This window comes from Bradyrhizobium sp. CCGUVB23, assembly GCF_024199885.1.
GTDB lineage: Bacteria > Pseudomonadota > Alphaproteobacteria > Rhizobiales > Xanthobacteraceae > Bradyrhizobium.
In genome coordinates this window covers 8,585,882-8,611,874 of record NZ_JANADQ010000001.1, presented here as the reverse complement: position 1 = coordinate 8,611,874, position 25,993 = coordinate 8,585,882, and the positions used below count along the sequence as shown (strand labels likewise).

The window sequence follows — 25,993 nt, the reverse complement described above, 5'->3', positions numbered from 1 at the left end:
ACCGGACGCGCGACGACCTCATTAAGTCACCAGATCAGCGGCGACCGCTCGACGTGCGAACCGTTCAAGGTGCGCTCATGCCGGCAGACCGCAAAGCCTTTCCGCGCGCATCCTCAAAATATGTGGTCGCGCCGATGAATACATGCCGCCGGTTCACGCCGGCGGGCTCGCTACGTCCTGAGAGCGTCGACCGCGTGGGCGACAAGAACGCTAACGCTGAGTACGATCAGGCAAACAATTGCGACTTGAAATAACATCGGAGTGGTTTCTGCGTGGCCAAGGGTGAGCTGCTTATAAGCTGTCACATTTTGCCAGCATTTGGCCGAGCTGGCGGCGCCTTGGTGTTCACGTCGTTACAAGTTTGCAAGGTCTAAAATGCCAGCCGGCCAACGCGCACAAGCATCATTGGCCCCCTCCTCGGCCACCAGGATAAGCGCCTCCCTTGCCGCGTGCCATTCGGGCCGACCGTGCATGGCTTTTGGCGATGCCGCACGCGGGCATACAACTCGCCTGACGTAGCCGCCAATGCCCCACCTTTGGCGCATTGGCTGCAAACATCCCTAATTCGGTCTCCCCAGCTTCCTGTTGCCGCCACAAACAGAACTCACGAATGCGTGACCGCATAGGGGGAAAAGATGCGCGCACAGAGAAGAACGTGGAAAGTCATGGGGGCCAAACGTCGCGAGTCAAATATCGAGCAACTCCAGCTAGATCTGGCGGCGTTCAATCGGTGCATAGAGGTCCTGGAAAAAGCCGATGCCAATCCTCACGACGTGGAGGTTCTGACTTCACATGCGCTGACCATCGCCGAACAGATCGATGAGGTGCGCTGGTCGAACCCCGCGCAGGCGTTGGGCTGGTTGTTCGAGAAATCAATCCCGCAAGGTCGCTGAATCAGAGCGCTGACTCAGGCAGATGAAAATCGGGCGCTGAGCGTTAGCTGCCCTGGAGCGCGAGCGGCCGCGGCTTTTCGTTCGTGATTAGCTTCGAGCGCCGACCGGTCCCGGCCTTCACGGGCAGCCCGGCTTTGTGGCCTCGTGGCGCCGCTTTATCTGAATAGACCCGCCATCAAGGTGGGCGGTTCGCCCTTCAAAACTTTCGCTGACGCCGGAAAAGCCTGCGAATCCTTCTCGACGCATCTAACGAAATGACAGGCCCGAGCCAGCCGAGCGTGCGACGCGAAACGGAGGCCTAGCGCTTTTCATTCAGCGGGTGCATTCTGGAGTGGCTGGAACTGAGAGAGGGCGTCGTTATGCGTCACCCGTCCAAACCGCTGCTTCACAAAGGGATCGTTTACAAGGCCGGCACGATCGGTCTCGGGTTGCTCCCCATAGCGATGGCGTTCGCTGCCGTCCTGATACCCTGATCGGCACGTCTGCCCCGCGAGGCGCAACTTGATCCGCCGCGACAGATTAGCCCGACCCACCACCGTCGGTACGTACTAAATTGTGCCCTCTAGCCTGTAGAGCCTCGGCATTTTTCTTGCGAGGCACACGCGGGTGCGCACGCCAGTCGTTAAGCTAGTCGTAGTTGGCGAGCATCCGTTCTAGCGACGGAGCCGCGGTCCTGGTTGCGGCAGGAGGCACCAGAACCACGGCGGTCAGGATGTGCAGGATGCAAAAGCCGACCGCGATGATCGCCAACAGCGTATTTTCGCTCAGTGCCGGAAGCTGAATGAAGGCGTTCCGTTCCGATTTCTCACTCATCGACATTGTCAGGTCCCTTGAGGTCGGGCGTATTGGAGATTGCCCGCTGATCGGACTCCGCGATGAGATGGGCAAATTGTCTTAGGACGCGCTCGGCCTGTCGCAGCCGCGAGCAGTGCAAGGCTTCGAGCAACCAGGTCGAAAGGCTTCTCCGTTGCGCCTGACGCTCGAAATTTGCTTGAGGCACAGAGAGGCCGGTCGTTGAAAACGACGCCTGTGGCATCGGTCAAATTCCACAATTGAGATCGGAGAGCGGCGCATTTGATGCATGATCATACGCGGGCCCTCTGGGCTCCTCGCCCACGCAGTCGGTACCATGCCGGTGCGCGGGACGTTGTGCCGTGCGTATCAACCGGCATTGATATATTTTGAGGATGCTCCGCGCCCCGCGGGACACGACTAGCCAGTCGCCTCACCTCCCCGATGCCAAGCTGCCGGGATGGTCACTCCCCTTCCGAAAAAATACGGCTGTGGCGCACACGCCACGACCTCTGAGAGAACGTCGCGACGTGCCGACCGTACAATTGCAGGGGATTCAGCGAATCACTTAGACCGCAATTGGGGCTGGGAAGCGGAGAGTAGAATGAGAGTCGCTTCCTTGGAAAGTGTACTGGCGGCAGCCAGCTTGATCTTGGGTATCGTCATCGTGTTGTGGGGAATCAAGATCTTCTACGGCGTGTAACGTGTAAACAGACAGGACGCAGGCGTCGAACAAGAGACCCTCGAAAAGGTCCACGACGAGGCATCCCTTCCGCGGCGGCGGAAGCCCTGCTGTTTTTCATGAGTGGACGCGCGCGACGAATGACCGCTGCGTCACGAGGTCGTCCGCTTCGACCTCGCCTTTGCTTTGTCCCGGTTCAGCAACGTCAACCGACGAAGTCGCCGTTCACCCAGGTGAGCTCACCTAATGCGACGCGCGGACTGGCGCGCTGTTCAAACCCACCCATAAATCCGTGCCCCCTTGGGGCAAAGCGTTGCTGGCAATATACGGTAATATAGTACAGATGCGCCTACGCGAAGTGAACGGCGCGTCCCGGAATGACGAGCATGGTCGGCCCCCGTCCTACTTTGCATGGGGTTGTTTTCGCAAAAATGCGCGAGGCCCGGGCGGTCGGCATGTCTGGCCCAGTGGATCCCAGGGGATCACTTTCCCTGGCCAACCGATTGCGAGGGATGCGTCGCGAGCCGATCGAGGGCGGCCTGCTGTGCCCGTTCGCCGAAATGAAGGCACAGGAAGAGGACGAAGCCCGCCACCGCAACGATCGCGAACCAGGCGACGCTCATGCGTGTCTGCTTCGAGCGGAGGGATCGAATCGAAGATCGCCGCATCGTCGGCGTCCGTCGTCGTGATCAGAAACGGCCTCGGCTGGTACGGGGGAATCACACCGAGGCCGCCATTCCCACGTGCCGACAGTCGGCGGTCGTCGGCACAGCAAGGCAAGTCGGCCAGGCGCCAACGGTTCCAAGACACCGAGGCCCGGTTGCTGGACGCCCCTACTCCGCGTCGTTCTCGCGCCGCTCGCGCGCGAGCTGGTGCCACGCCAGCGCAAGCTGGATCAGCCGCTGCCGGTCGGCGCCTTCGGAGGCCGCAGCGCGCTTCATCGCTGCCTCGGCTTCACTCTCGGGGTCATACTCCGCACTCATGACCGCGATCATGGCTCGCAAAAGTGGACAAGGGCATGACAATTCGCCCCGTATGAATGCGGGGGGTCAACGCGGCGCTCCCGCAAAATGATCGGGAAAACCGCAATCGACGCGGGATTTTCCTCGAGGCGGCTAAAGTTCTTTCGCAGCGGCTGACGAGTCGAGGCTTCTCAGGCCGCTCTCGATCACCTCGATATCGTCGTCGATCTGCGCAATCGACTGGCGACAGTCGAATCCCTCGATGGATCTGAGATCGACGGCAAGGCGCCGCCTGTGCATCCGCAGATCCTCCAGCGACTGGCGATCCCTGATGCGCGTAAAACCTTCGACGATCAACTCGATGGCCTTGGACATGATGCATACCCCCAGCTCTCGACGCAGCCGGTCCGGGCAGTGGGACCGGCACACCGTTTAAGCCTGCGATCCCCGTCCGGGTTCCGTCATTAACGCAGGTTTGGTTAACGCTGGAGCGCAGCAGAATGCAGGCAACGACGCCTTGCGCCTTCGGCCCTCATTTCGAATTGGCACTCGCTTTGCTCAGGCATGGCCAATTAGCCAGACCCGCTCTGGGTCTGTTTCACAGTGAGGCAAGCCATGCAGCCGATGTCCCGCTTCGAAGCGACCGCCACCACACAACTCCACGCCTTGATCGCCGACCTCAGATGGAGGGTTCAACTCCTCGATGCCGACATCAAGGAAGAGGAGCGCAAGGCCGGCGTGTCCGATCCCGCGAATCTTGCTTATCCCATGCTGGCCGTGACGCTGCGGGGACGCCGCGATAACCTCCACGCGACGGTTGCCACCCTGCAGCGGCAGCTCGAGGCGGTGGCCCCGCCGGCCGACTGGGGCCGGGCCGCCTGAAGTCGCCGGCTCGTGTTGACGGCGGTTCACGAATTGTGGCCGCGACTGTGAATTTAATCACAGAGGCGACGCGATTCCTCGGCTAAAAGGCAGCCGATGCGGCCGCGGGACCTTGCGGCCGCGGGCCAGTCCAACCGACGCTTCAACCGCCCCCTGCCCGCCATGACGCACGACGCCGAAGCAGCAGCCACGAACGCCGCGGACGCACAGACGCCGCGCCCGAGCCGCGATCTGCTCGGCGTCGCTTATCTTGCGACTATCGGCGTCGTCATGGTCGCCTGGATCGGCGGCCTGATCTGGGCCGGAGTAGCCGTGGTGACTTGGCTGATCTTCTAGAAAAGATTTGGCGCCAGTTGCGCGGCCTTGATGCCGCCGCACACGATCATTCCCCAAAGCGCAACGCTGATCTGGATAGCGTCCAACATGTCCCGTTTCCCCGCGAATCAATTCAATCGTTTTTTTCTTTGATCAGAACCGCGAACTCGCGGGGAGCGCCAGAGAAAATTTCAGGCAGTTGTTGTGCGTCGCCGAAGAATGCACAGCGCTCGTCGAGCGACGGTATCCGCGTGCCCGAGACTGGTTGAGACGTAGGCAGCTGCGCAGTTTGCCTAACGCGACGCCACGCGCCGCCACTTGGCCTCGATCCGCGCCTTGATCGCGCGGACACGTGCTTCATGCGCGGCCCAATATGCGCGGCTGGCCGCCGCCGTGCCGTGTTTGTAGGTCGCGTAGACGTCGGTCGGCTTGACCGGTGACGGCCGTGCTTGTGGTTTCGCGCTCACGACAGTCCGCGCGGGCTCGGGATCCGGCGCTACGGCCGTGGTCGCGCCTGGTGTCGCGAATGGCGAGTTCATCGCGATGAGGCGGTTGCGCGCGCGATTGCAGTAAATCACGGAGCGCGCCGTCATGGTCTCTTCGCCGTGCCCTGCGCGGTATTTCATCAGTGCGCGGCAGAGGTCGCCCTGCGCCAGCCGCCAGGCCCTGGCGAGATAAATCACGCCGTAGTGGATGTTGATTTCGGGTCTGGCGAGCTCGACCGTGGTACCTTTGAAGCCGAGCAGGGCCGCGGTCTCGGGCTTGACCTGCATCAGCCCGATCTCGCCGACGCGGCCAATCACCGTGGAATCGAAGCGGCTTTCGACGAAGACGACGGCTTCTGCGATATCGGGCGGCAACTTCGTCTTCGCAGCTTCCTTCTCGATCAGCGCGCGAACGGATGCACGCGCCGGAAACGGCTCGGCATCCGCGGCTGACGGAGCTTCGACACTATCCGACGTGACCGCATCGGAGACGTCGACGGCCGCAGCATCCGCTGCGCCAGCGCGCACTGGGCCGGCCGCGAGCACCGCCAGACAAAGCGGCGCGGCATACAGGACCCATGACAGGCGCGTGCAAGACCTCATCGGCGCTTCATAGCGGAGGCCAGTTAACAACGCTTGTCGGCAAGCCCGCCGCGCGATCGCGCCGCAATTCGAAGGATCGCATCAAACGAAAGAGGCGGGCCTTGGGCCCGCCTCGGTCAGATCGTAGATCGATCCGCGGATCAGTAGCACGCGCGCCGATCGGCAAGCACGTACTGCCCGCTCGGATAGCGGTAGTAGCAACTACCCTGCGACCAATAATAGCCCGGCTGCGACGCAGCCGTTGCGCCAGCGATCGCGCCGGTCGCGCCGCCGAGTACGGCCCCGGCGGCCGCTCCCGTCGCGTTGCCGGAGATCAGCCCGCCAAGCACGCCACCGACGATGGCTCCGCCCAGCGCGCTCGCGCCGGGGTCTGCCGGAGCAGGCGGCGGAGGCGGCGCATAGGCCGGGGGTGGCGGCGCATAGGCCACCGGCACGTCATCGATGTAATCTTCGGAGATGTAGGCGGGCGGCCCGTCCATCCGCTCCGGATAATAATACCAGGCCCCGCCGACGTCCCACCACCAGCCATAGCGGCCATTGTGATTCTCATGCCGCCAGCGTCCGCCCTCCCAGGCGAGATTGCCGCGATAGGCGTGTCCGCCCCAGTCACGCTGCGGCACCGGCCCGCGGGCCACATAGCGCCCCTGTGGCGGTCCGCCAGCCGGGCCCTGGTGCGCCCCCTGCGGCGGCGCGACCCGCGTGGCCTGCTGCGGCGGCGGTCCCTGGCGCGTCGCGTGGGGAGCATTGGTGTGTGGCGGCGCGCCCGCACCCGGCCCCGGCGGCTGGCCGCCCCTCCCCGCGTTCGAGTCCTGCGCCTGCGCCGAAAGCGCGAGCAGCGACACGACCGAAACCAAGGGAATGATAATCTTCATCCGGCTGGATGCACGCATTGGTGCCTACCCCTTACCTGTATCTCTCATCTGTCGTCGCCGTGGTCCGGACGCCCAACGATTCCGGGCCCCGGTTGATGCCGGCGGACAAAGGTGATCACGTTGATCACCGATGTCCCGTTACAAATGGTTAAGATCACGGCAATTTTTCGTCCGCCGAGTTAGCGCGCCGGCTCGATCACGTTGCAATTCGTGCGTCCCGACATCACGCAATCCTGCATCTTGCTGGCCGCGGTGAGATCGCGCGCAAGCCAGAGGCCGACGCCGAGGATGACGACGGCAATGATAAGTCCGGCGATAGCGCCGCGGCGATTATCGCCAGGCGGACTTGGTTGCGGCTTTGGTTTCGAGTTGGGCTGGGTATCGGGCATGGCGAGGTGAAGCCGTGAATTGCTGCCCCTTACCATCTCTGCGGCGTCACGTCACATCGGAGCTCACTGCTTGGGTGCGCGGAGTGCCACCTTGTTAGATGCCGAGGCGGCCTGCTGCACCCGCGGCGCGCAGGTCGTGAGCACAAACGCCGTTCGGCTGCACTGCCATTCGGCGCCGAGCAAGCTGCTTTCGACCGGTTTGGGCTGGGCCAGGAAAACCGCGACGCCGGCAAGCGCTACTGTCGCAAATGTGATCGCGAGCGTTCGCAAAGACAGCCGGAAAATAGTCATCGCCGTAGCTCCGTTCGTCTCGGTGCGGACACTCGGCGCCGCCCCCGTGCTCCCTTGTGAGAGGGATCACAATTCGGCAGTTTTTCCGGACTACGAAAGATCGGCGATTCCAGCGATTTTTCGCGACCTGATAGGCTGCGATTAAGGGTGGCTTCGCGACGCGCATAGATGTACACGCTTGTTCGTCGCGCGGCGCGCGTTTGTTCGCGGCCGGCGCACCCACAGACGCTGATGTAGGATTGAAAGCGAGGAAGACAAGGCTCGTTCGATGAGTGGATTCAGGGAACCCGGCTTCACAGACCGGCAAAAGGCGGCGCAGGAAGCCCGCAAAAATCTTTTGAACAAATTCAAATCGCAGCCGGGGCACGACGACCCCGGGGTCGCGGCGCGGCGCGCCGAACGCGAGGCGATTGCCGCCAAGCGTGCCGAGGCAAAGTCGGCACGCGAGGCAGAAAAGGCTGAGCAGAAGCGGCTTGCAGAAGAGGCCGCGGCTGCGGAAGCCGCACGAATTGCTCGCGAATCCGAGGAGGCCGCCACAAGGATGGCCGAGCTCGAAGCCGAGCAGAAGGCCAAGCGCGACGCGCGTTACGCCGCCCGCAAGGCCAAGGGCAAGCGGAAGTAACCGTCACTGCGGATCAGATGCGACCGGCCTGCGCGCGTGGCGCGGTCCCGTCGCATCTAGTCGGATTCCACGATGCGCAATTGCGCATTGGGGCTCGCGCCGTCGCGCGCGGGGCAATGACGATGACGGCGCGATCAGTTCTTCTTCATCATGCCGCCGTCGTCCTTCTTCATGGTGTCCTTTGACATCGTATCCTTCTTCATCCCGTCATCCTTGGACATGGAGTCTTTCTTCATGCTGTCCTTGGACATCGTCTCTTTCTTCATCCCGTCCTTCTTCATGTCGTCCATGGCGAAGGCGGGCGCGAAGGCCAGGCTGAGCGAGAGAGCGGCAGCGGAGACGGCGAGCGCGATGCGGGTGCGAATGGTCATGGTTGATCTTCCCTTCGAGGTGGAGGTTGCCAGCGACGGATGCCGCTACTCCTGCTCGACGGGGCGCCGGGCGCCTTTGTTACGCGAGCGGCCGAATTTTTTCCGAGGCCTTGCCCTGTTTCCGTGTTCAGCCCGACACAATTTTGCCCGTGTCAGCCATGCTAGTGCGCGGAACCTGAGGAACGAGTGTGCAGCGCAGCATCGGCACCACCGCGACTTGCCGCCGCATTCGCTCTCGAACTATCAGACTAGATAATATCGGGCTAAAGACCGGCTAGGATAGGCTCGGGCGCCGGCCTCAAGGCCCAATCAAGAGTTCAATCAAGAATAGTCCTGAGGGACAAATCCAACGGACAAATCAGGGATCATTCCATGTTCACGCGACGTCACCTTCTCGCGACGGCTGTTGCCGCGCCCGCCATTCTCCGTTTCGGCACCGGGACCGCGCAGGCCGCGACCACGCTTAAGATCTCGCACCAATTCCCGGGCGGCACAATCGACAAGGGCGATTTCCGCGATCGTCTCTGCCGCATGTTTGCCGCCGAGGTCGCAAAGCGCAGCAAGGGCGACATCTCCGCCGAGATCTATCCGAACTCCTCGCTGATCAAGACCAACGCGCAGTTCTCCGCGATGCGCAAGGGCGCGCTCGACATCTCGCTCTATCCGATGCCCTATGCCGGCGGCGAACTGCCGGAGACCAATATCGGCCTGATGCCGGGCCTCGTTACGACCTACGATCAGGGCATGCGCTGGAAGAAGGCGCCGGTCGGCAAGGCGCTCTCCGACTTCCTCGCCGACAAGGGCATCATCCTGCTCTCCTGGATCTGGCAGGCCGGCGGCGTCGCCAGCCGCTCCAAGGCAATCGTTTCGCCGGAGGACGCCAAGGGCATGAAGGTGCGTGGCGGCTCGCGCGAGATGGACATGGTTCTGCAAACGGCGGGCGCGTCCGTGCTCTCGGTACCCTCGAACGAAATCTATGCCGCGATGCAGACCGGCGCGTGCGATGCCGGCATCACCTCCTCCACCAGCCTGATCTCGTTCCGCCTCGAAGAAGTCGCCAAATCGCTCACCTCGGGCGCCGGCGCCTCCTACTGGTTCATGCTCGAACCCCTGATGATGTCGAAAGCGATCTTCGACAAGCTGCCGAAGAACCATCAGGACATCCTGCTTGCGGTCGGCACCGAGCTCGAAGCCTTCGGCCGCAAGGGCGCGCAGGATGACGACGTCGAGGTCGCCAAGGTCTATGAAAAGGCCGGCGCCAAGGTTAGCGCGCTCGATGCAGCGACCGTCGGCAAGTGGCGCGATATCGCCCGCGATACCGCCTGGAAGGATTATGGCGCGAAGACTGCGACCGCGGCGAGCTTGCTCAAGCTCGCCTCCGAAGTCTCGGCATGATGCACGGTCCGCTTCCGGATCGTGACGACCCGGTCGATGCCGCCGCACGCCACGGGCTTGCGGCGGTGCTCGATCGTGGTCTCGCCGTCCTCAACAGGATCATCGTCGTGCTGGCAGCGCTCGCGCTGGTCGCCGCCTGCGCGATCCTGAGCTACAGCGTGCTGAGCCGCGCCCTCTTCAAAGCCGCCAATTACTGGCAGGACGAGGCGGCCGTGTTCCTGCTGGTCGGCGCCACCTTCATGACGGCGGCCTATGTTCAGCAAAATCGCGGCCATATCGGCATCGAGGCCTTTGTCGGGCTGTTGTCGCCGGTCGCGAACAGGATCCGGCTCTGGCTGGTCGACGCCGTGACGCTGCTGTTCTGCGCCTTCTTCACCTGGAAGTCCTGGACACTCACGCATGAGGCCTATGTCGACGGCCAGGTCTCGAATTCGATGTGGTCGCCGCCGCTCGCCATTCCCTACAGCCTGATGGCGCTCGGCATGAGCCTGCTCTGCGTGCAGATCATCGTGCAGCTCGCCCTTCCCTTCACCGGAGCCAAGCGCCGATGAGCGTGTTCGGTATCGGCCTGTCCTACGGGCTGGCGACGCTGTTTGTGATGTTTTCCGGCATGCCGATCGCGTTTGCGCTCGGCGCGGTCGCGGTCGTGTTCATGGGCATCTACATGCCGGCGGCCTCGCTCGATACCGTGACGCAGAACGTCTACGAGGAAATGGCCTCGATCACGCTGCTGTCGATCCCGCTCTTCATCCTGAAGGGTGCGGCGATCGGCAAGTCGCGCGCCGGCCAGGATCTCTACTCGGCCCTCCATGCCTGGCTCCATCGCGTGCCCGGCGGTCTCGGCGTCGCCAACGTCTTTGCCTGCGCGCTGTTCGCCGCAATGGCCGGCTCCTCGCCCGCGACCTGCTCGGCGATCGGCTCGGCTGGCATTCCCGAGATGCGCAAGCGCGGCTATTCCGGTGGCTTTGCCGCAGGAATCATCGCTGCCGGCGGCACGCTCGGCATCTTGCTGCCGCCCTCGATCACCATGATCCTGTTTGCGGTCGCCGCTGAAAAATCGCTCGGCCGGCTCTTCCTCGCCGGTATCGGCCCAGGGCTGCTGCTGGTCAGCCTGTTCGGCGCCTATGCCGTGATCCGCTTCCGCCAGGAATATGCGGCGGCTGAAGCCGCCTACAACAAGGGCGGCCCCGAGGCTGCGATCCTTTCCCGTGACGAGTTCACGCTTGCCGAACGCTTCAGTGTGCTGCCGCGCGTCATTCCGTTCGTGCTGCTTCTGACCGGCGTCATGATCGCGCTCTACGGCGGCTATGCCACGCCGTCGGAGACCGCGGGACTGGGCGGCCTGCTCGCGCTCGCGCTGATCGCGATGATCTATGGCGTCTGGCGGCCGACCGACCTTGGCCCAATCATGAAGTCGACGATCCGGGAATCGACCATGCTGATGATGATCATCGGTATGTCGCTGCTCTATTCCTACGTGATGAGCTATCTGCACATCTCGCAATCGGCCGCCGAATCCATCGTCGCGATGCACCTGCCGCGCTGGGGCCTGCTGTTCGCGATCCTCGCCATGGTGATCGTGCTCGGCTTCTTCCTGCCGCCGGTCTCGATCATCCTGATGACCGCGCCGATCATCCTGCCCCCCTTACGTGCCGCCAATTTCGACATCATCTGGTTCGGCGTCGTCATGACCATCGTGATGGAGATGGGGCTGATCCACCCCCCGGTCGGCCTCAACATCTTCGTCATCCGAAACGTGGCGCCAGACATCCCCTTGAGCGAGGTGATCTGGGGCACGCTGCCCTTCGTGCTGTTGATGATGGGCGCCGTGCTCCTGCTTTGCTTCGTGCCGGAGATCTCGACCTGGCTGCCGGATCTCGTGATGGGGCCGGACGGGAGCAGGTAGAACAAATCCAGCGTCAGCCCTTCGGCTCGCGCGTTTTTCGCGCCGCGCCTTCAAGGTGAACGCGACGCGCCTCGTCCCGGCGCGCGCGCTCCTTGCGGCGGCAGGGACGGCACCTTGTCGCCGTTGTGAACACATCGCCCTTGGCGGTCTCGTACCACCACTTTTGCTGCTTGGCCGTCCACGTTTCGACCTTTCCGCAGGCCTTGCAGGCAAACTCGATCGCGGCGTACGTGCCGCGTTCCACGAATGTGGGAATGCTGTAGCTGTTGCCCGCCGTACTGAGCCTGGTCGGGTCGACTGGCAGCTCGTCGCGCAAACGGGCGAGACGCACGAATTCCTGCCGCGCTTTTCTGGCAGCTTGTGCGGCGAGAAGCGCTTCCTTTTCGCGCCTTTTTGCCTTGCGCGCGTTGATCTCAGACCGCTTCTGTTTGTTGCTTTTCATTACTTCAGCCCGTTGGGGGGCATCCGTATTTCCGTCCTTGCTGGAGAGGTGGAGGGTTACGCTTCGCGCTAACCCACCCTACGATTTCGCTCGCTTCTTCTTCGCGTTGATCGCGTTGGCTACCCGGCTCGCCGGCGGCCGGCCCAACAGTCGGCTGATCTCGTTGGTGGCAACCAGCAGCTTCTCCATATCGACGCCGGTCCTGATTCCCATGCCCTCGAGCATGTAGACGACGTCCTCGGTCGCGACATTGCCGGTCGCGCCGGGCGCGTACGGACAGCCGCCGAGCCCGCCGGTGGCGGAATCGATGACGCGGATGCCCTCCTCCATTCCCGCATAGAGATTGGCGAGTGCCTGGCCGTAAGTGTCGTGGAAATGCATCGCGAGATGGGCGGCCGGGATGTTGGCGGCAACCGCGCGCAGCATGTCCTTCGCCTTGGTCGGCGTGCCGACACCAATGGTGTCGCCGAGCGAAATCTCGTAGCAGCCGAGATCCCACAGCGTCTCGGCAAGATCGGCGACGGCTTTCTGTTTGATCTCGCCGTCGAAGGGGCACCCCAGCACGCAGGAGATATAGCCGCGCACCCTCACGCCATCGGCCTTGGCGCGGGCAAGGACCGGCTTGAAGCGCTCGATGGACTCGGCGATCGAGCAATTGATGTTGGCCCGGGAGAATCCTTCCGAGGCTGCCGCGAACACGGACACGACTTTCGCGCCGGCGGCTCGCGCGGCGTCATAGCCTTTCTCGTTCGGCACCAGCACGTGGAATTCGGCGTCCTTGACGTGGCTCACGCCGTGCAGCACGGCATCCGAGCCTGCCATCTGCGGGATTGCCTTGGGCGAGACGAAGGCGCCGACCTCGACGGTGTGAAGGCCGGCCGCGACCAGCGCCTCGATGAAGGCAATGCGCGCCTCCACGCTGACCGGCGTCTTCTCGTTCTGGAGGCCGTCGCGCGGCCCCATTTCGATGATGCGGACCTGGTCGCTCATGATCTTACTCGCCGATAGGCTCGACCTCTGCAAGCTCGACGCCTTCCTGCACGATGTCGCCGACCTTGCACTTGATTGCTTTCAGAACGCCAGCAAACGGCGCGCGCAACGTCTGCTCCATCTTCATCACTTCCAGCGTCAGGATCGGTGCGCCCTTCTCTAGCTTGGCCCCCTCCTCCGCGAGCACCGCCACGACCATGCCCGGCAACGGCGCTGCAATCTTGTCCTCGCCGACATGCTCCTCGCTCTCGCCCCCGAACGGATCCACCCAGTGCAGATCGAACCGGCCATTGCGCGTGCGCAGATAGAGCTCATGACCGTCAATAACCGCGGCAACCGCTGTCTTGACGCCGTCGAGCGTCAAATCGAATCCGCCCTCCTTCGGCGCCATCGCGAAAGCCAGCTCCCGCTCACCGATGACGAGTGTCGACGGGCCGCTGCCGTAATTCAGCGAAATCTTCAGCTCCGATCCATGGCCGACGCGGAAGGCGAAGCTGCGCTGGCGCCGTCCGACCGGCTGCCAGCCAAAGGCCCGCCAGGGCGAATTCGCCTCGGCCTGCACCGCCGCACGCTCCTCATTGACGATCGCCGCGACGGCCGCACACAGCTCGAACTCGCCGGGCGCAGCGCCTGCCGCCGTCAGCCCAGCCAGCTCCCGCTCGATGAAGCCGGTGTCGATCGCGTTCGATCGCACCTTGGGATGCGTCATCAGCGCCGAGAGGAACGGAATATTGGTGACGATGCCACGGACGTCGGAATTCTCGAGCCCGCGGTTCAACCGCTCAATCGCCGCATCCCGCGTCGGCGCCCAAGCGATCATCTTGGCAAGCATCGCATCATAATAAGGCGAGACGACATCTCCTTCACGATAGCCGGCGTCGATGCGCAGGCCGCCGGCATCCTCAGGTAAACGCCAGGTCGAGATCCGGCCGACCGAGGGCATGAAGTTCTTCGTCGGATTCTCCGCGTAGACGCGCGCCTCGATGGCGTGCCCGTTGAGGCGGATCTCATTCTGCTTCAGCGGCAGCGCCTCTCCGAAGGCGACGCGCAATTGCCACTCGACGAGATCGATCCCGGTGATCAGCTCGGTCACGGGGTGCTCGACCTGGAGGCGCGTGTTCATCTCGATGAAGAACACGTCCTTGCCGTCGGAGACGAACTCGATGGTACCGGCGCCGACATAGCTCACCGCGCCAGCCGCCTTGCGCGCCGCGGCGCAGACGGTCTCGCGTTGCGCGGCATTGAGCGTCGGCGACGGCGCTTCCTCTATCACCTTCTGGTGCCGCCGCTGGAGAGTGCATTCGCGCTCGAACAGCGACAACAGATTGCCGTGGCTGTCGCCGATCACCTGCACCTCGATATGGCGGGGATTGTCGACATATTTCTCGATCAGCATGGTGTCGTCGCCGAACGCGGCTTTCGCTTCCCGCTTGGCGCTGACGATCGCAGGCCCGAGTTCGGCAGCCGAGCGCACGATGCGCATGCCGCGGCCACCGCCGCCGGCGGAAGCCTTCACCAGCACGGGAAAGCCGATCTTGTCGGCGGCCTTTGCGAGCGTCGCCTCGTCCTGGGCCTCGCCGTGATAGCCGGGCACCAGCGGCACGCCAGCCTTCTCCATCAGCGCCTTTGAGCCCGACTTCGAGCCCATCGCCGTCATCATCCCGGCGGTCGGGCCGACAAAGACCAATCCGGCGTCCAGGCAGGCCCGCGCGAACTCGGCATTCTCCGACAGGAAGCCATAGCCGGGATGCACGGCCTCGGCGCCGGTCTTCCGCGCGGCTTCGATCAATCGCTCGACGTTGAGATAGCTGTCGCGCGCTCGCGCAGGTCCAAGCAGAACGGCCTCGTCAGCCAGAGCGACATGCATCGCATCGCGGTCGGCCTCGGAATAGACGGCGACTGTGCGCAGGCCCATGGCGCGCGCGGTTCGGATGACGCGGCAGGCGATCTCGCCGCGGTTGGCGATCAGGAGCGTGCGAAAGCGCCGGTAGAGGTTTGAGCGGTCCATCGTCACATCCTGAACAGGCCGAATTTCGTGGGTTCGATCGGCGCGTTCGACGCCGCTGACAGCCCAAGCCCGATCACGAGCCGCGTATCGGCCGGATCGATCACGCCGTCGTCCCACAGCCGCGCCGTCGCATAGTAGGGATGCCCCTGGCTCTCATATTGCGCACGAATGGGGCTGCGGAACTTCTCTTCCTCTTCCTTGGACCAGCTCTCGCCCCTGGCCTCGATGTTGTCGCGCCTGACCTGGCTCAGCACCATCGAGGCCTGCTCGCCGCCCATCACGGAGATGCGCGCGTTCGGCCACATCCAGAGGAAGCGCGGGCTGTAGGCGCGCCCGCACATGCCGTAATTGCCGGCGCCGTAGGAGCCGCCGATCACCACGGTGAACTTCGGCACCGAGGCGGTCGCCACCGCGGTGACGAGCTTCGCGCCGTCGCGGGCGATGCCGCCCGCCTCATATTTCTTGCCGACCATGAAGCCGGTGATGTTCTGCAAGAACACCAGCGGAATGCCGCGCTGGCAGCACAGCTCGATGAAATGCGCGCCCTTGAGCGAGCTCTCGCTGAACAGGATGCCGTTGTTGGCGATGATGCCGACCGGATAGCCCCAAATGTGGGCGAAACCGCACACCAGCGTCGTGCCGTAGAGCTTCTTGAACTCATCGAATTCCGAGCCGTCGACGATGCGCGCGATGATATCGCGGACGTCAAACGGCTTGCGGCCGTCGACCGGCACGACGCCGTAAATCTCTTCCGCCGCAAACAGCGGATCGCGCGGCGGCTGCATGTTGAGGTTCGGCCGCGTCGCCGGCTTCAGCGTACCCACGATCCGCCGGGCAATCCCGATCGCATGGGCATCGTTCTGAGCGTAGTGATCGGTGACGCCGGACTGCCGCGAATGCACGTCGGCGCCGCCGAGCTCCTCGGCGCTCACGACCTCGCCCGTTGCGGCCTTCACCAGCGGCGGGCCGCCGAGGAAGATGGTGCCCTGGTTACGCACGATGATGCTCTCGTCCGACATCGCCGGCACATAGGCGCCTCCGGCCGTGCAGGATCCCATCACGATGGCGATCTGGGGGATGCTGGCTGCGGACATCTGCGCCTGATTATAGAAGATGCGGCCAAAGTGCCGTTCGTCCGGAAAGATGTCGTCCTGCATCGGCAGGAAGGCGCCGCCTGAATCGACCATGTAAACGCAAGGAAGATTGTTCTGCCGCGCGATGTCCTGCGCGCGCAGGTGCTTCTTCACCGTCATCGGGTAGTAGGTGCCGCCCTTGATGGTGGCATCATTGGCGACGATGACGCACTCGCGTCCCGAGATCCGCCCGACTCCCGTGACGACGCTGGCTGAATGCACGTCGCCGCCGTACAGGCCATAGGCAGCAAGCGGCGACAACTCCAGAAACGCAGTGCCGGGATCGACCAGGAGATCGACGCGCTCGCGCGCCAGCATCTTGCCGCGCGCGGTGTGCCGCTTGCGCGAGGCTTCGCCGCCGCCGCCGGCGACCTGGGCGAGCTTTTCCCGCAGGTCAGCGACGAGCGCGCGCATCGCCTCGGCATTGCCTGCGAAATCCAATGATGAAGGATCGATGGTGGAATGGAGCAGCATGTGTCCAGCGCTTCTATTGACGTGGTGAGATGCCGCAACAGGTTGGACCATTTTCGCGGCGATTCCAAATGCGTTCAGGCCGTCTCGGCCATCAGCTCGCGGCCGATCAGCATGCGGCGCACTTCCGAGGTGCCGGCGCCGATCTCGTAGAGCTTCGCATCGCGCCAAAGACGCCCGGTCGGAAATTCGCTGGTGTAGCCGACGCCGCCGAGCGCCTGGATCGCCTCACCCGCCATCCACGTCGCCTTCTCGGCGGAGTAGAGGATCGCAGCGGCAGCGTCCTTGCGCAGCGAGCGCGCGTGACCGCCGCGGTCACAGGCGCGCCCCACCGCATAGACATAGGCGCGCGTGGCCTGCCAGGTCGAATACATATCGGCAAGCTTGCCCTGCATGAGCTGGAAGTCGCCGATCGGTTGACCGAATTGCTTTCGCTCGTGCATGTAGGGCACGACAGCATCCATGCAGGCCGCCATGATCCCGAGCGGACCGCCGGACAGCACCGCGCGCTCATAGTCGAGGCCGGACATCAGCACCTTGACGCCCTCGCCCACGCCACCGAGCACGTTCTCTTCCGGCACCTCGCATTCGTCGAAGAACAAGGGATAGGTGTTGGACCCCCGCATGCCGAGCTTGTCGAGATGCTGGCCGTGGGTGAAGCCCTTGAAGCCCTTCTCGATGAGGAAGGCGGTGATGCCGCGCGGGCCTGCTTCCGGATCCGTCTTGGCATAGACCACCAGCACGTCGGCGTCGCCGCCATTGGTGATCCACATTTTCGAGCCGTTGAGTACGTAACGGTCGCCGCGCTTGTCGGCACGCAGCTTCATCGAAACGACGTCGGAGCCGGCGCCCGGCTCGGACATCGCGAGCGCGCCGACATAGTCGCCGGAAATCAGCTTTGGCAGATAGCGCCGGCGCTGCGCGTCATTGCCGTTGCGGCGGATCTGGTTGACGCAGAGATTGGAATGCGCGCCGTAGGACAGGCCCACGGCGGCCGAGCCGCGCGAGATCTCCTCCATGGCGACGATGTGGGCGACATAACCCATGTTGGAGCCGCCGTATTCCTCAGGCGCGGTCATCCCGAGCAGGCCGAGATCTCCGAAACGCTTCCAGAGGTCGGCGGGAAACAGGTTCGCCTTCTCGACCTCGGCGGCACGCGGCGCGACCTCGGCCTCCACGAAGGCGCGCACCGTATCGCGCAGCATGGTGATGTCTTCGCCCAGGTCGAAATCGATGCTCGGGATGTTCATGGGCTGCTCCTCCAGTCTTGTCTTGCCCTCAAACCTAACCCCGATCGGGCATTCGGGCCGTCGAAAAGGTTGCATTTTCCGCCATAGTTGGCGAGGATTCGACATGCCTTTTCAAGCCACCGCAGCAGTTCCTCGCCGCGCCGTGACACCGGCCGCCTTCGTGCGCGGGGTGGTTGCCGCCTACGCCAGATATGGCCGCGACGCGGCCGAGGCGCTAGCCAGGAGCCAGGTGCCGGCGGACCTGCTCAGATCGGCGGATGGGCGGGTCACGGCGGCCCAGTTCGAGGCCCTGGCGGGCCATGCCATGCGCGAACTCGACGACGAGGCGCTCGGCTGGTTCTCGCGCCGGTTGCCCTGGGGCACCTATGGCATGCTGTGCCGGGCCTCGATCACCGCTCCCAATCTCGAGGTGGCGCTGAAGCGCTGGTGCCGGCATCACCGCATCCTCACCGAGGAGGTGCTGTTCGAGCTTAGCGTCGACCGCGATACGGCCGTGATCCGTCTTCGCGAGCAGCGCGACCTCGGGCCGTTGCGCGAGTTCTGCCTGGTGACGCTGCTGCGCTACGTGCTCGGCTTTTCCTGCTGGGCCGTGGATTCCGCGATCGCGCTTCGCGCGGCGGAATTTCCCCATGGTGAGCCGCGCCACGTCTCGGTCTATCCGACAATCTTCTGCAAGAATGTTCGCTTCGATGCCGAGCGCGCCGGCATCACCTTCGACAAGCACTATCTGGCGCTGCCGCTGAAGCGCAGCCCGTCCGATCTCGACAACATGCTGAAGGGGGCGCTGCGCCTGACCGTGCTGCCCTACCGGCGCGACCGCCTGATGGTGGAGCGGATCAGGCGCGTGCTGCGCAGTGCACGCGGTCGGATCCTGACCGCCGATGACGTGGCAAGCGAGCTTGCGCTGTCGAGCCGCACCATGCATCGTCGCCTGCACGACGAGGCGACTTCGCTGCGCGCGTTGAAGGAAGAGGCAAAGCTCGAACTCGCCAGGGACGCCTTGATGCGCGGCCGCACACCGATCAAGCGGATCGCCGAGATCGCCGGTTTTCGTAACGAGAAGAGTTTTTCGCGCGCCTTCCGCAACTGGACCGGCGCTTCGCCGCGCGAGTTTCGCACCAAGTATCGTTAGCGTAGGAATTGGAGGCAGGAGTGCGCACGACTAAAGCATGCGTTTTCGTATTATTGGCTTATCTTAGTTCAAGCACCGTGAACGCTATGAAACCGGCCACTCCACAACAGATGGCCTGTATTCCAGCGGTCTTTGTTGTCGCTACTGTTACGCAAGACTCTCCATCGGTCAGCATTCCAGAGCACTGCAAGGAAAGTCATCGCTCCTTCTGCTTTTTTAGATGGTCGCTAACAGTCAAGCTCGACCGAGTTATTGCGGCGAGGCCCTCCGAATTCTCACCCGAAGAGACGTCGGGCTTTCAGAGCGGCAGCATACTTCATGTTAACGTGAGGGTACGAGCGAGCGACTATTACAAAGATGTTGCTCCTGAAGACTGGCAAGGAGACCTTTCGAGCCCTTTCCTGTCTACCGATGCGCTAACGAGCCTCTTGCGAAATCGACGGTTCATATTTGGGCTTCTGGATTTTGGAGATCGCACCTCTCAAATCTGGTCCGAGTCATTACGGGGAACACTCGAAAAGACCTTGCTTGAATCCGCCACGAGAGCTCTGCAAAACCAGCCTCGGTGTCCACGTTTGATGAATTGAGGCGCAGCGGCGTCGGCTTCCGATTGCGGCTTTCTAACCAACCGGCGCGGTCGCAGCGGCAATATTCTGCACCGGAAGCGGCACGTCCTTGGCAACGCCCAGCACGGGAAAGCTGCGGACGTTCTTGACGTTCGGCATGGCGGCGAAATGCAGGAGCTGTTGCCGCATGCTTTCGACGCTCGGGGCCACGCATTTCAGGAGATAGTCGGTATCGCCGGAGATCCGCCAGCACTGTTGGATACGCGGAATGGCGGCAATGGAGATCTCGAAGGCCTCCAGAACCGGTTGGGCCTGGCTGCCGAGCTGGATAGCGACGAACGAGATCACCTCGTAGCCCAGGAGCCGCTCGTCCAGAATGGCGCGGACTGCCTTGATTACGCCGCGGCTGACGAGGGATTTGAGCCGCCGCAGGCAGTTCGGCGCGGAGACGCCGACACGATGGGCCAGCTCATTGTTGCGGACGCGGCCGTCTTCCTGGAGTTCCGACAATATCCTCAGATCGACGCCGTCGAGCTGGTAACGCCCGGCCATACCCACCTCGTCATGATCCCATCACGCTTCGCCCAGCGAAGCATGCGAGAAAATCCCTGCCAAGGGCTCCAGGGGAATGCGGCCAGCGCTCAGTGCGCCGGAATCAATGCGTCCAAGGCTCGCCGCGGCGGAAGGAGAAATTGTCGGCATACGCAACCGGGCGGCGGATCGACTCCTTGGGCTCGATCATCTGGTAGGCGATGCCTTTGCGCTCGCAATAGGCGATCGCCTCCTCCTTGGTCTCGAAGCGCAGCGTGATCTGCTGCTTCATGTCCGCCGACGAGGTCCAGCCCATCAGCGGCTCGACCGCGCGCGGCTGCTCCGGCTCATAGTCGAGCTGCCATTCCCGGGTCTTCCCCTTGCCCGATTGCATCGCGTTCTTGGCGGGCTTGAAAATGCGTGCGGTCATTGGACGGCCGGACCCCTTTTACGTCTATTCGGTCTAACTCTATGCGTCACCGAAGCTATTGGTGGAAACCACCGGGATAGTATAGAGAACACCGTATCGGGAATTTGAACGGTGATTCCACAATCCTGGAGGTAGCGTTGCCAACGGGTATAGTCATTATGCTGCGCCGTGACAATCTCGCCCCCCGCGCACCTCGGCCCGGGGGCCTGGCCCCGCAGCACGGCTGATCTGCTGGCGCTCACCGCGCGCCCCTCGTGTTCTGTGTTTCCTCCTCGAAAGTCCACTTCGAATGGCCTTCCTGAACATCAACGCAACGCTTCCCGAAAAAGGCCGTGATCTCCGGCTGGACCTGTTTCGCGGGGTCGCGAACTGGGCGATCTTCCTCGATCACATCCCCGACAACGTCGTGAACTGGATCACGACGCGGAACTACGGTTTCAGCGACGCCGCCGACCTCTTCGTCTTCATCTCCGGCTATACCGCCTCCTTCGTCTATGCGCGGATGATGCTGGAGCGCGGCTTTATCGTCGGCGCCACCCGGCTGACCAAGCGCGTCTGGCAGCTCTACGTCGCCCACATCATCCTGTTCGTGATCTACATCGCCGCGATCAGCTATCTGGCGCTGCGCTTCGGCGATTCCGACATGATCGACGAGTTCAATGTCGCCGGCCTCGTCGACAACGCCACCGAGACGCTGCGGCAGGGCTTGTTCCTGCGCTTCAAGCCACTCAATCTCGACGTGTTGCCGCTCTACATCGTGCTGATGGGATTATTTCCGCCGGTCCTGTGGTTCATGCTGCGCAAACCGGATCTCACGATGGGGCTCTCCATCATCCTCTGGCTGGCGGCGCGGCATTTCGGCTGGAATCTCACCGCCTACCCGGCCGGCACCTGGTACTTCAATCCGTATTGCTGGCAGGTGCTGTTCGTGTTCGGGGCCTGGTGCGCGATGGGCGGCGCGCGGCGCTCGATGACGCTGATCAACTCGTCGATCACGCTCTATCTGTGCCTTGCCTATCTCCTGTTCGCGCTGATCATGACCATGGCGGGTCGCTTCCCGAACTTCGGCGCGATGCTTCCAGAGTGGCTGTTCTCGGCCTTCAACCCGAACGACAAGACCAACCTTGCGCCCTATCGCTTCATCCATTTCGTCGTGATCGTGATCCTCGTGATCCGCTTCGTGCCGAAGGACTGGCCGGGCCTGGAGTGGAAGATTTTCGACCCCGTGATCGTCTGCGGTCAGCAGTCGCTCGCCGTGTTCTGCGTCGGCGTGTTCCTGTCCTTCGTCGGCCATTTCGAATTGTCGATGAGCTCGGGTTCGCTGTTCGCGCAGCTGTTCGTCAGCATCGCCGGAATCGCGATCATGACAACGGTCGCCTACTACATCTCCTGGTCGAAGCGGCAGGACAAGCCGCTGAAGCCGCCCGCCACGGCGAAGCCAGCGGCCACCACTGCGAAGGCGGGCTGAGCGAGCAAACGCGAAGCGGCCACTTCAGGCCGCTTCGTCCTCGCCATACTCGGTGAACTTCTTGTAGATCCACTGACGGCCGTCGTGGCGGCGCCAGACCTTGCCGTAGACCAACTGCCCGTTGATCGAGCGCCTCGGCACGATGATAGTCCACAAGTGCCAGATCTCGGTCCAACCGGATCGTAAATCGGGTATTCGGGAGCTGCGATCGAAAACCATGACGAAAAAACTCGCAAGAAAAAGAAAGCGCCGCGATGTCTGTGATGGTGTGTGAGCTATTTTCGTAGGCACGGCGGCGAGCCGGGACCGATTTGATAACAGTCAACAGAATGGCCGCAACACGAGCGCGCGCTTAACCTAACCGGTCAACCTTAATTGCCGGCGATGTGCAGTTGAAACAGTGCCCGGTCTTTTCTAGAATGCGAGCGAGATTTTGAGATGACCGCGCTGTTTTGAGGCGCGTGACGATTTCGAACCGAATTTGGATTTTTGAGACACGATCGACATGACTTTGCTCAGCATGAATTTGCTCAACATGAGTCTGCAATGTGCTCGTTTGCACCTAACGAGCGCATCTCCGCCAGCAGTGTCGACCGTCGGACAAGCCGCCGAAAAGCTCCCCGATGCCGCGAACGACAACGAGGCGGTCTGGCCGCTCGTGCCGTTCCCGGTGGGCTGGTGCGCGTCGAGCTGAGGCGCACGGTTAATTTGTCGGCTCTGAAAAGCGCGACGCCGCACAAGCGGAATATCGTCGCTTGGCGGCGTCCGTTTAGGTATTGGGCGCTCAAATCCCCAATACCCGTATGTCTATCGTGGGCACCAAAGGTTCGATCAAGCCGTGTAATTTCGCACGCCAACTGCCTGAAAAATCGCGCAGAAGTCGCGACGCGCTGCGAACAGGGACCCAAGGTTTGAACCGGCGCTTGTGCAAGACGCCAGCGCGCGGCGATCGACCGCGGCTCCCGGTCCCGCCCCTGTGCCTCACGTGCTCCCGGCGGTCGTGCCGAGGGTGCCTTGAGCCGTGTAGGTCTGACCAGCCTGGCTGGTCTGATCGCCCTGGCTCTGGCCGCCTTGCGCGCTCACGGAGGTTTCGACTTCGGTCGTGCCGTCGGAATAGGTGATGACCGTGGTGGTGATCCCGTTCACGGTCGTGGAAACCTCGCTGACGATGGTTTTGGCCGAACTGCCGCTACCGCCGCCGGCTCCGCCACTTCCGCCGGCCGACTGGGACGATGATGCCGTCGCTGAAGACGAGGTCGTCGCCGATGTGGATGATGTCGCCGAGGAAGAGGAGCTTGCCGCGGACTGAGACGTTGCCGCTGCGCTGGAGGTCGAACCGATCGCCGTGATCGACATGGGAGCCTCGCCTTAAGGAGATCTTGCAGGGCGCAACGCGGGATGCACGACCCCGCCCTTTCCTTCAACGCGCCTCCCGCCCAAAGCAGGCGTCAGGATCGCCTGGAAAGGTCAACACCACGGCCTCAAGGGCCGAGGCGGGGCTGGTCGGGGCAGCTGGATTCGAACCAACGACCTGCAGTACCCAAAACTGCCGCGCTACCAGGCTGCGCTATACCCCGAATGTCCAGCAGGCCCCGTCGATACACGCTTCAAGGGCCGCCAGCAAGGCGGCTGTGCGCCGCCGATTTTGGCTCTATTTGGCCCCGAACAGCGGGTGCGCGACGCGGTCGCCGGGGCGGATGCCGTATTTCTGTGCCGTGCCGGCGGGCACCTCCAGGACCGCCCTGGCGAGGCCGCGCGAGGGGATGATCTTGGTCGACAGCGGCTCGGTATTCTCCGCGATCCGCAGGATGCGACCATCCGCACTGATGAAAATCATGTCGAGCGAGATGTAGGTGTTCTTCATCCACATCGTCACTTCCTGCTCGGGCGAGAAGTCGAACAGCATGCCCTTCCCGTCCGCGAGCTCCTTCCGGTACATCAGGCCGGTCGTCTTCTCCTCCTCGGTCGTGGCCATCTCGACGGAGAACACCTGAACGCCGTTTTTGGTCGCGATCTCGAGCGGCTGGAAACTCGCGGCCCGTATGGGGCTGGCGCAAGCGGCAAAAACGAGGACTACGGCCAACAAGCCCCGGATTAGGGACCAGGCTGCCTTACGATCAAAATTCATGGAACGGCACTCATGCCAGCGGCGTGGGATGGGATGCGCATCCTAACCCGGCGATCATGGCAATGCCAGACGGCCCCACCCGCCCCCGGGCTGCTCACGAATCCGGGAACAGCCTGGCTGGAAGAACTGGTAGTTAGTGGGACTGCAGCCCGGGCGATCCGGTCTCGGGATGGATCTCGGCGGCCATCATGCCCTTGGAGCCCGGCCCAAAGCGGACCAGCACATACTGGCCCGGCCGCAACTCGGTCATGCCGAAGCGGCGCAGTGTCTCCATGTGTACGAAAATGTCAGGCGTACCCTCGCCGCAGGTCAGGAAGCCGAAGCCGCGGAGGCGGTTGAACCACTTGACCTGCGCCCGCTCAAGCCCGCTCGTCGGCGTCACCGTAACATGGGTGCGCGGCGGCAGCATCTGGGCGGGGTGGATCGCGGTCGACTCGTCCATCGAGACGACGCGGAACGCCTGATAGCCCTTGGCGCGCTGGATGCACTCGACGACGACGCGGGCACCCTCATAGGCAGTCTGGAAACCGTCGCGCCTGAGCACGGTCACGTGCAGGAGCACGTCGGGCCAGCCATTGTCGGGAACGATGAAGCCGTAGCCCTTCGAAGCGTCGAACCATTTGATGACGCCCGTAACTTCGACAAGATTGGCGCTTGCTTCACCGAGCCCGGTGAAGGGATTGAGCGCTGGATCGCGACCGACACCTGCGATCTCGCCTGGCGCCAGCCGCCCAGACGCCGCCCCCGGCGCCGGAACCCCGACCTTCTTGGACTCGAATCCGTCCGACGACCCCATAACCCCGGACCTCACACATCAAAGGCAAACCGCCCTCAGCGACGGTGCCGAATCACGCGTCAGGACGAGAACTTCTCACCATGACGCCACACGAATCTCTCGAATCAAAAGATAACACTCCCGGTTGCGACGCATAGACAAAAAAGAGATTCGCCGGAACCTATGAACAGCCTTGCACAGCCACGAATCAGATTCGACGTCAGTTGCCGACGAACGGCCCCAGGGTCTCGCCGATGTCGTGGTGGATCACGAGGTCGGCGATGTCGTCCTGCTCGGTCGGCTCCCGGTTGATGATCGCGAGACGCGCACCGCAATTCTTCGCCATCATCGGAAAGCCCGCCGCCGGCCACACCACGAGCGAGGAACCGATCGCGATGAAGAGATCGCACTGCTGCACAAGCTCTGTCGCGCGCTGCATCGCATCTTCCGGCATCGCCTGCCCGAACGAGATCGTCGCCGTCTTCACCGGTTCGGCACACACGGTGCAATCGGGCGCGGCACCGTCGGCGTCGAACCGCCGCTTCACCCAGTCGAGTTGATAGGTCTCGCCGCAGCCGATACAGCGCGCGTAAGTGGTGTTGCCGTGGAGTTCAATCACGTGGTCGGGGGCGAACCCTGACGCCTGGTGCAGATTGTCGATGTTCTGGGTAATGACGGCGGGAGCCTTGCCGGCACGATAAAGTGAGGCCAGCGCGCGATGGCCGCGTCCGGGCTCGGCCGCAGCGAAGGTCGGCTCCATCGCGAAGCGGCGGCGCCAGGATTCGTCCCGCGCCTCCTGGCTCGCGACGAATTGGTCGAATGGAATCGGACGGTTACGCGTCCACAATCCGCCCGGCGAGCGGAAATCGGGGATGCCGCATTCGGTCGAGATGCCTGCACCGGTGAACGGCACGATGGTGCGTGCCGCAGCGATCATGTCGCCGAGCCTGTCGACGCCGCTGCGAAGATCTGATGCAATCATAGGCAGCCATCCCGTTCGCGAACATGCCTCCTATAGCACGTCCGCCCGGTCGCGATGATCTCTCTCATCGCAATGACGCCCCCCGCCGTCTGCGGATCTGGCGCTAGCGAGCGGCGATCTTCTCCAGGAGCTTCGCGTTCGCACGCTCGCAAAATTGCGCGAACTCTTCGATGCTCGGAGACTCCAGATCGATCTTCGCTAGCTCAGCCTACTGATTTGCTCATTTG

The 25,993-nt window shown here is 63.1% G+C and carries 31 protein-coding genes and 1 tRNA gene; 10 read left to right on the top strand and 22 right to left on the bottom strand.

Features of this window, described 5'->3' with window-relative positions:
- Positions 1-635: 635 nt before the first annotated feature.
- A complete protein-coding gene (locus tag NLN62_RS40230) occupies positions 636-893 on the top strand; it encodes a hypothetical protein (protein ID WP_254112356.1) in 258 nt (85 codons plus the stop codon).
- Positions 894-1,520: 627 nt separating this feature from the next.
- Here the strand turns inward: NLN62_RS40230 and NLN62_RS40225 are convergent.
- From NLN62_RS40225 to NLN62_RS40210, 4 genes are all read right to left on the bottom strand, one after another.
- Positions 1,521-1,706, bottom strand: a complete 186-nt coding sequence (locus NLN62_RS40225) for a hypothetical protein (protein ID WP_254112355.1) — start codon at positions 1,704-1,706, stop codon at positions 1,521-1,523.
- Positions 1,707-2,849: 1,143 nt separating this feature from the next.
- Complete coding sequence (locus NLN62_RS40220) at positions 2,850-2,990, bottom strand: hypothetical protein (protein WP_156944785.1); 141 nt, start codon at positions 2,988-2,990, stop codon at positions 2,850-2,852.
- Positions 2,991-3,200: 210 nt separating this feature from the next.
- Positions 3,201-3,350, bottom strand: coding sequence for a hypothetical protein (locus NLN62_RS40215; protein ID WP_198031917.1), 150 nt, complete (start codon positions 3,348-3,350; stop codon positions 3,201-3,203).
- A gap of 132 nt (positions 3,351-3,482) precedes the next feature.
- The gene (locus tag NLN62_RS40210) at positions 3,483-3,704 is read right to left on the bottom strand and encodes a hypothetical protein (RefSeq protein WP_027527260.1); all 222 of its coding nucleotides are present in this window, start codon (positions 3,702-3,704) and stop codon (positions 3,483-3,485) included.
- A gap of 240 nt (positions 3,705-3,944) precedes the next feature.
- Between NLN62_RS40210 and NLN62_RS40205 the strand changes: the two genes are divergently transcribed.
- Both NLN62_RS40205 and NLN62_RS40200 read left to right on the top strand, forming a co-directional pair.
- The gene (locus NLN62_RS40205; RefSeq protein ID WP_027527261.1) at positions 3,945-4,211 is read left to right on the top strand and encodes a hypothetical protein; all 267 of its coding nucleotides are present in this window, start codon (positions 3,945-3,947) and stop codon (positions 4,209-4,211) included.
- 96 nt (positions 4,212-4,307) lie between these two features.
- Entirely contained in the window at positions 4,308-4,547 is a 240-nt protein-coding gene (locus NLN62_RS40200; protein ID WP_063621812.1) for a hypothetical protein, read from the top strand.
- Between the two features lie 272 nt (positions 4,548-4,819).
- On the opposite strand, the gene NLN62_RS40195 is transcribed toward NLN62_RS40200, so the two are convergent.
- The 4 genes from NLN62_RS40195 to NLN62_RS40180 form a co-directional block, all read right to left on the bottom strand.
- A complete protein-coding gene (locus NLN62_RS40195) occupies positions 4,820-5,614 on the bottom strand; it encodes a transglycosylase SLT domain-containing protein (RefSeq protein ID WP_027527263.1) in 795 nt (264 codons plus the stop codon).
- Positions 5,615-5,754: 140 nt separating this feature from the next.
- Positions 5,755-6,504 (bottom strand): hypothetical protein, encoded by a 750-nt coding sequence (locus NLN62_RS40190; RefSeq protein WP_254112354.1) that lies wholly within the window; start codon positions 6,502-6,504, stop codon positions 5,755-5,757.
- 161 nt (positions 6,505-6,665) lie between these two features.
- Positions 6,666-6,875 (bottom strand): hypothetical protein, encoded by a 210-nt coding sequence (locus NLN62_RS40185; protein WP_254112353.1) that lies wholly within the window; start codon positions 6,873-6,875, stop codon positions 6,666-6,668.
- A gap of 63 nt (positions 6,876-6,938) precedes the next feature.
- Positions 6,939-7,166, bottom strand: coding sequence for a hypothetical protein (locus NLN62_RS40180; RefSeq protein ID WP_027527266.1), 228 nt, complete (start codon positions 7,164-7,166; stop codon positions 6,939-6,941).
- 268 nt (positions 7,167-7,434) lie between these two features.
- On the opposite strand from NLN62_RS40180, the gene NLN62_RS40175 reads away from it, so the two are divergent.
- Entirely contained in the window at positions 7,435-7,788 is a 354-nt protein-coding gene (locus NLN62_RS40175) for a DUF6481 family protein (protein ID WP_027527267.1), read from the top strand.
- Positions 7,789-7,922: 134 nt separating this feature from the next.
- Here NLN62_RS40175 and NLN62_RS40170 read toward each other — a convergent pair whose 3' ends face one another.
- Positions 7,923-8,159, bottom strand: a complete 237-nt coding sequence (locus NLN62_RS40170; protein WP_254112352.1) for a pentapeptide MXKDX repeat protein — start codon at positions 8,157-8,159, stop codon at positions 7,923-7,925.
- Between the two features lie 372 nt (positions 8,160-8,531).
- Here NLN62_RS40170 and dctP point away from each other — a divergent pair, with 372 nt between their 5' ends.
- Genes dctP through NLN62_RS40155 form a run of 3 tightly spaced genes read left to right on the top strand, consistent with a single transcriptional unit; the run spans position 8,532 to position 11,460 of the window.
- On the top strand, positions 8,532-9,554 hold the full coding sequence (dctP, locus tag NLN62_RS40165) for a TRAP transporter substrate-binding protein DctP (RefSeq protein WP_027527269.1): 1,023 nt from the start codon (positions 8,532-8,534) through the stop codon (positions 9,552-9,554).
- Positions 9,551-10,105, top strand: coding sequence for a TRAP transporter small permease (locus tag NLN62_RS40160; protein WP_254112351.1), 555 nt, complete (start codon positions 9,551-9,553; stop codon positions 10,103-10,105). Before dctP ends, NLN62_RS40160 begins: the two co-directional genes overlap by 4 nt.
- Positions 10,102-11,460, top strand: a complete 1,359-nt coding sequence (locus NLN62_RS40155; protein WP_254112350.1) for a TRAP transporter large permease — start codon at positions 10,102-10,104, stop codon at positions 11,458-11,460. The genes NLN62_RS40160 and NLN62_RS40155 overlap by 4 nt, the downstream gene beginning before the upstream one ends.
- A gap of 13 nt (positions 11,461-11,473) precedes the next feature.
- Here the strand turns inward: NLN62_RS40155 and NLN62_RS40150 are convergent, their stop codons facing one another.
- From NLN62_RS40150 to NLN62_RS40130, 5 genes are all read right to left on the bottom strand, one after another.
- Complete coding sequence (locus tag NLN62_RS40150; RefSeq protein ID WP_254112349.1) at positions 11,474-11,902, bottom strand: zinc-ribbon domain containing protein; 429 nt, start codon at positions 11,900-11,902, stop codon at positions 11,474-11,476.
- A gap of 78 nt (positions 11,903-11,980) precedes the next feature.
- Entirely contained in the window at positions 11,981-12,892 is a 912-nt protein-coding gene (locus NLN62_RS40145; RefSeq protein WP_027527713.1) for a hydroxymethylglutaryl-CoA lyase, read from the bottom strand.
- A 4-nt stretch (positions 12,893-12,896) separates the two neighbouring features.
- Complete coding sequence (locus NLN62_RS40140) at positions 12,897-14,900, bottom strand: acetyl/propionyl/methylcrotonyl-CoA carboxylase subunit alpha (protein ID WP_254112348.1); 2,004 nt, start codon at positions 14,898-14,900, stop codon at positions 12,897-12,899.
- Positions 14,901-14,902: 2 nt separating this feature from the next.
- The gene (locus NLN62_RS40135; RefSeq protein WP_254112347.1) at positions 14,903-16,507 is read right to left on the bottom strand and encodes a carboxyl transferase domain-containing protein; all 1,605 of its coding nucleotides are present in this window, start codon (positions 16,505-16,507) and stop codon (positions 14,903-14,905) included.
- A 74-nt stretch (positions 16,508-16,581) separates the two neighbouring features.
- Positions 16,582-17,754, bottom strand: coding sequence for an isovaleryl-CoA dehydrogenase (locus tag NLN62_RS40130; protein WP_027527716.1), 1,173 nt, complete (start codon positions 17,752-17,754; stop codon positions 16,582-16,584).
- A gap of 103 nt (positions 17,755-17,857) precedes the next feature.
- Here NLN62_RS40130 and NLN62_RS40125 point away from each other — a divergent pair, with 103 nt between their 5' ends.
- Positions 17,858-18,886 carry an AraC family transcriptional regulator gene (locus NLN62_RS40125; protein ID WP_254112346.1) on the top strand — a complete coding sequence of 343 codons (1,029 nt, stop codon included), beginning with the start codon at positions 17,858-17,860 and terminating at the stop codon, positions 18,884-18,886.
- 620 nt (positions 18,887-19,506) lie between these two features.
- On the opposite strand, the gene NLN62_RS40120 is transcribed toward NLN62_RS40125, so the two are convergent.
- Positions 19,507-20,004, bottom strand: coding sequence for an Lrp/AsnC family transcriptional regulator (locus NLN62_RS40120; protein ID WP_254112345.1), 498 nt, complete (start codon positions 20,002-20,004; stop codon positions 19,507-19,509).
- Positions 20,005-20,107: 103 nt separating this feature from the next.
- Positions 20,108-20,413 (bottom strand): ETC complex I subunit, encoded by a 306-nt coding sequence (locus tag NLN62_RS40115; protein ID WP_254112344.1) that lies wholly within the window; start codon positions 20,411-20,413, stop codon positions 20,108-20,110.
- A 289-nt stretch (positions 20,414-20,702) separates the two neighbouring features.
- Here NLN62_RS40115 and NLN62_RS40110 point away from each other — a divergent pair, with 289 nt between their 5' ends.
- Positions 20,703-21,881, top strand: coding sequence for an OpgC domain-containing protein (locus NLN62_RS40110; protein ID WP_254112343.1), 1,179 nt, complete (start codon positions 20,703-20,705; stop codon positions 21,879-21,881).
- A gap of 24 nt (positions 21,882-21,905) precedes the next feature.
- On the opposite strand, the gene NLN62_RS53085 is transcribed toward NLN62_RS40110, so the two are convergent.
- A complete protein-coding gene (locus NLN62_RS53085; protein WP_256375340.1) occupies positions 21,906-22,037 on the bottom strand; it encodes a hypothetical protein in 132 nt (43 codons plus the stop codon).
- Positions 22,038-22,862: 825 nt separating this feature from the next.
- Entirely contained in the window at positions 22,863-23,027 is a 165-nt protein-coding gene (locus tag NLN62_RS40105; RefSeq protein ID WP_245288295.1) for a hypothetical protein, read from the bottom strand.
- Here NLN62_RS40105 and NLN62_RS40100 point away from each other — a divergent pair.
- Positions 23,002-23,190, top strand: a complete 189-nt coding sequence (locus NLN62_RS40100; RefSeq protein ID WP_254112342.1) for a hypothetical protein — start codon at positions 23,002-23,004, stop codon at positions 23,188-23,190. The genes NLN62_RS40105 and NLN62_RS40100 overlap by 26 nt on opposite strands.
- Positions 23,191-23,381: 191 nt before the next feature.
- Here the strand turns inward: NLN62_RS40100 and NLN62_RS40095 are convergent.
- The 4 genes from NLN62_RS40095 to NLN62_RS40080 form a co-directional block, all read right to left on the bottom strand.
- A tRNA-Pro gene (locus tag NLN62_RS40095) sits at positions 23,382-23,458 on the bottom strand.
- 74 nt (positions 23,459-23,532) lie between these two features.
- Positions 23,533-24,009 carry a DUF192 domain-containing protein gene (locus NLN62_RS40090; protein WP_027527723.1) on the bottom strand — a complete coding sequence of 159 codons (477 nt, stop codon included), beginning with the start codon at positions 24,007-24,009 and terminating at the stop codon, positions 23,533-23,535.
- Positions 24,010-24,142: 133 nt separating this feature from the next.
- Positions 24,143-24,805, bottom strand: coding sequence for a cold-shock protein (locus NLN62_RS40085; protein WP_027527724.1), 663 nt, complete (start codon positions 24,803-24,805; stop codon positions 24,143-24,145).
- A 199-nt stretch (positions 24,806-25,004) separates the two neighbouring features.
- Complete coding sequence (locus tag NLN62_RS40080) at positions 25,005-25,766, bottom strand: Sir2 family NAD-dependent protein deacetylase (protein ID WP_254112341.1); 762 nt, start codon at positions 25,764-25,766, stop codon at positions 25,005-25,007.
- Between the last annotated feature and the right edge of the window lie 227 nt (positions 25,767-25,993).

What these genes read in the sequence shown, in the direction of transcription:
- NLN62_RS40200 (WP_063621812.1), top strand. Translation starts at nt 4,308, where the DNA reads ATGCGGCCGCGGGACCTTGCGGCCGCGGGCCAGTCCAACCGACGCTTC.
- NLN62_RS40125 (WP_254112346.1), top strand. Translation starts at nt 17,858, where the DNA reads ATGCCTTTTCAAGCCACCGCAGCAGTTCCTCGCCGCGCCGTGACACCG.
- NLN62_RS40185 (WP_254112353.1), bottom strand. Translation starts at nt 6,875, where the DNA reads ATGCCCGATACCCAGCCCAACTCGAAACCAAAGCCGCAACCAAGTCCG.
- NLN62_RS40130 (WP_027527716.1), bottom strand. Translation starts at nt 17,754, where the DNA reads ATGAACATCCCGAGCATCGATTTCGACCTGGGCGAAGACATCACCATG.
- NLN62_RS40145 (WP_027527713.1), bottom strand. Translation starts at nt 12,892, where the DNA reads ATGAGCGACCAGGTCCGCATCATCGAAATGGGGCCGCGCGACGGCCTC.
- NLN62_RS40230 (WP_254112356.1), top strand. Translation starts at nt 636, where the DNA reads ATGCGCGCACAGAGAAGAACGTGGAAAGTCATGGGGGCCAAACGTCGC.
- NLN62_RS40110 (WP_254112343.1), top strand. Translation starts at nt 20,703, where the DNA reads ATGGCCTTCCTGAACATCAACGCAACGCTTCCCGAAAAAGGCCGTGAT.
- NLN62_RS40195 (WP_027527263.1), bottom strand. Translation starts at nt 5,614, where the DNA reads ATGAGGTCTTGCACGCGCCTGTCATGGGTCCTGTATGCCGCGCCGCTT.
- NLN62_RS40160 (WP_254112351.1), top strand. Translation starts at nt 9,551, where the DNA reads ATGATGCACGGTCCGCTTCCGGATCGTGACGACCCGGTCGATGCCGCC.
- NLN62_RS40180 (WP_027527266.1), bottom strand. Translation starts at nt 7,166, where the DNA reads ATGACTATTTTCCGGCTGTCTTTGCGAACGCTCGCGATCACATTTGCG.
- NLN62_RS40120 (WP_254112345.1), bottom strand. Translation starts at nt 20,004, where the DNA reads ATGGCCGGGCGTTACCAGCTCGACGGCGTCGATCTGAGGATATTGTCG.
- NLN62_RS40080 (WP_254112341.1), bottom strand. Translation starts at nt 25,766, where the DNA reads ATGATTGCATCAGATCTTCGCAGCGGCGTCGACAGGCTCGGCGACATG.
- NLN62_RS40215 (WP_198031917.1), bottom strand. Translation starts at nt 3,350, where the DNA reads ATGAGTGCGGAGTATGACCCCGAGAGTGAAGCCGAGGCAGCGATGAAG.
- NLN62_RS40205 (WP_027527261.1), top strand. Translation starts at nt 3,945, where the DNA reads ATGCAGCCGATGTCCCGCTTCGAAGCGACCGCCACCACACAACTCCAC.
- NLN62_RS40150 (WP_254112349.1), bottom strand. Translation starts at nt 11,902, where the DNA reads ATGAAAAGCAACAAACAGAAGCGGTCTGAGATCAACGCGCGCAAGGCA.
- NLN62_RS40170 (WP_254112352.1), bottom strand. Translation starts at nt 8,159, where the DNA reads ATGACCATTCGCACCCGCATCGCGCTCGCCGTCTCCGCTGCCGCTCTC.
- dctP (WP_027527269.1), top strand. Translation starts at nt 8,532, where the DNA reads ATGTTCACGCGACGTCACCTTCTCGCGACGGCTGTTGCCGCGCCCGCC.
- NLN62_RS40155 (WP_254112350.1), top strand. Translation starts at nt 10,102, where the DNA reads ATGAGCGTGTTCGGTATCGGCCTGTCCTACGGGCTGGCGACGCTGTTT.
- NLN62_RS40210 (WP_027527260.1), bottom strand. Translation starts at nt 3,704, where the DNA reads ATGTCCAAGGCCATCGAGTTGATCGTCGAAGGTTTTACGCGCATCAGG.
- NLN62_RS40090 (WP_027527723.1), bottom strand. Translation starts at nt 24,009, where the DNA reads ATGAATTTTGATCGTAAGGCAGCCTGGTCCCTAATCCGGGGCTTGTTG.
- NLN62_RS40135 (WP_254112347.1), bottom strand. Translation starts at nt 16,507, where the DNA reads ATGCTGCTCCATTCCACCATCGATCCTTCATCATTGGATTTCGCAGGC.
- NLN62_RS40225 (WP_254112355.1), bottom strand. Translation starts at nt 1,706, where the DNA reads ATGAGTGAGAAATCGGAACGGAACGCCTTCATTCAGCTTCCGGCACTG.
- NLN62_RS40220 (WP_156944785.1), bottom strand. Translation starts at nt 2,990, where the DNA reads ATGAGCGTCGCCTGGTTCGCGATCGTTGCGGTGGCGGGCTTCGTCCTC.
- NLN62_RS40115 (WP_254112344.1), bottom strand. Translation starts at nt 20,413, where the DNA reads ATGACCGCACGCATTTTCAAGCCCGCCAAGAACGCGATGCAATCGGGC.
- NLN62_RS40140 (WP_254112348.1), bottom strand. Translation starts at nt 14,900, where the DNA reads ATGGACCGCTCAAACCTCTACCGGCGCTTTCGCACGCTCCTGATCGCC.
- NLN62_RS40100 (WP_254112342.1), top strand. Translation starts at nt 23,002, where the DNA reads ATGACCGTGGTGGTGATCCCGTTCACGGTCGTGGAAACCTCGCTGACG.
- NLN62_RS40085 (WP_027527724.1), bottom strand. Translation starts at nt 24,805, where the DNA reads ATGGGGTCGTCGGACGGATTCGAGTCCAAGAAGGTCGGGGTTCCGGCG.
- NLN62_RS40190 (WP_254112354.1), bottom strand. Translation starts at nt 6,504, where the DNA reads ATGCGTGCATCCAGCCGGATGAAGATTATCATTCCCTTGGTTTCGGTC.
- NLN62_RS40175 (WP_027527267.1), top strand. Translation starts at nt 7,435, where the DNA reads ATGAGTGGATTCAGGGAACCCGGCTTCACAGACCGGCAAAAGGCGGCG.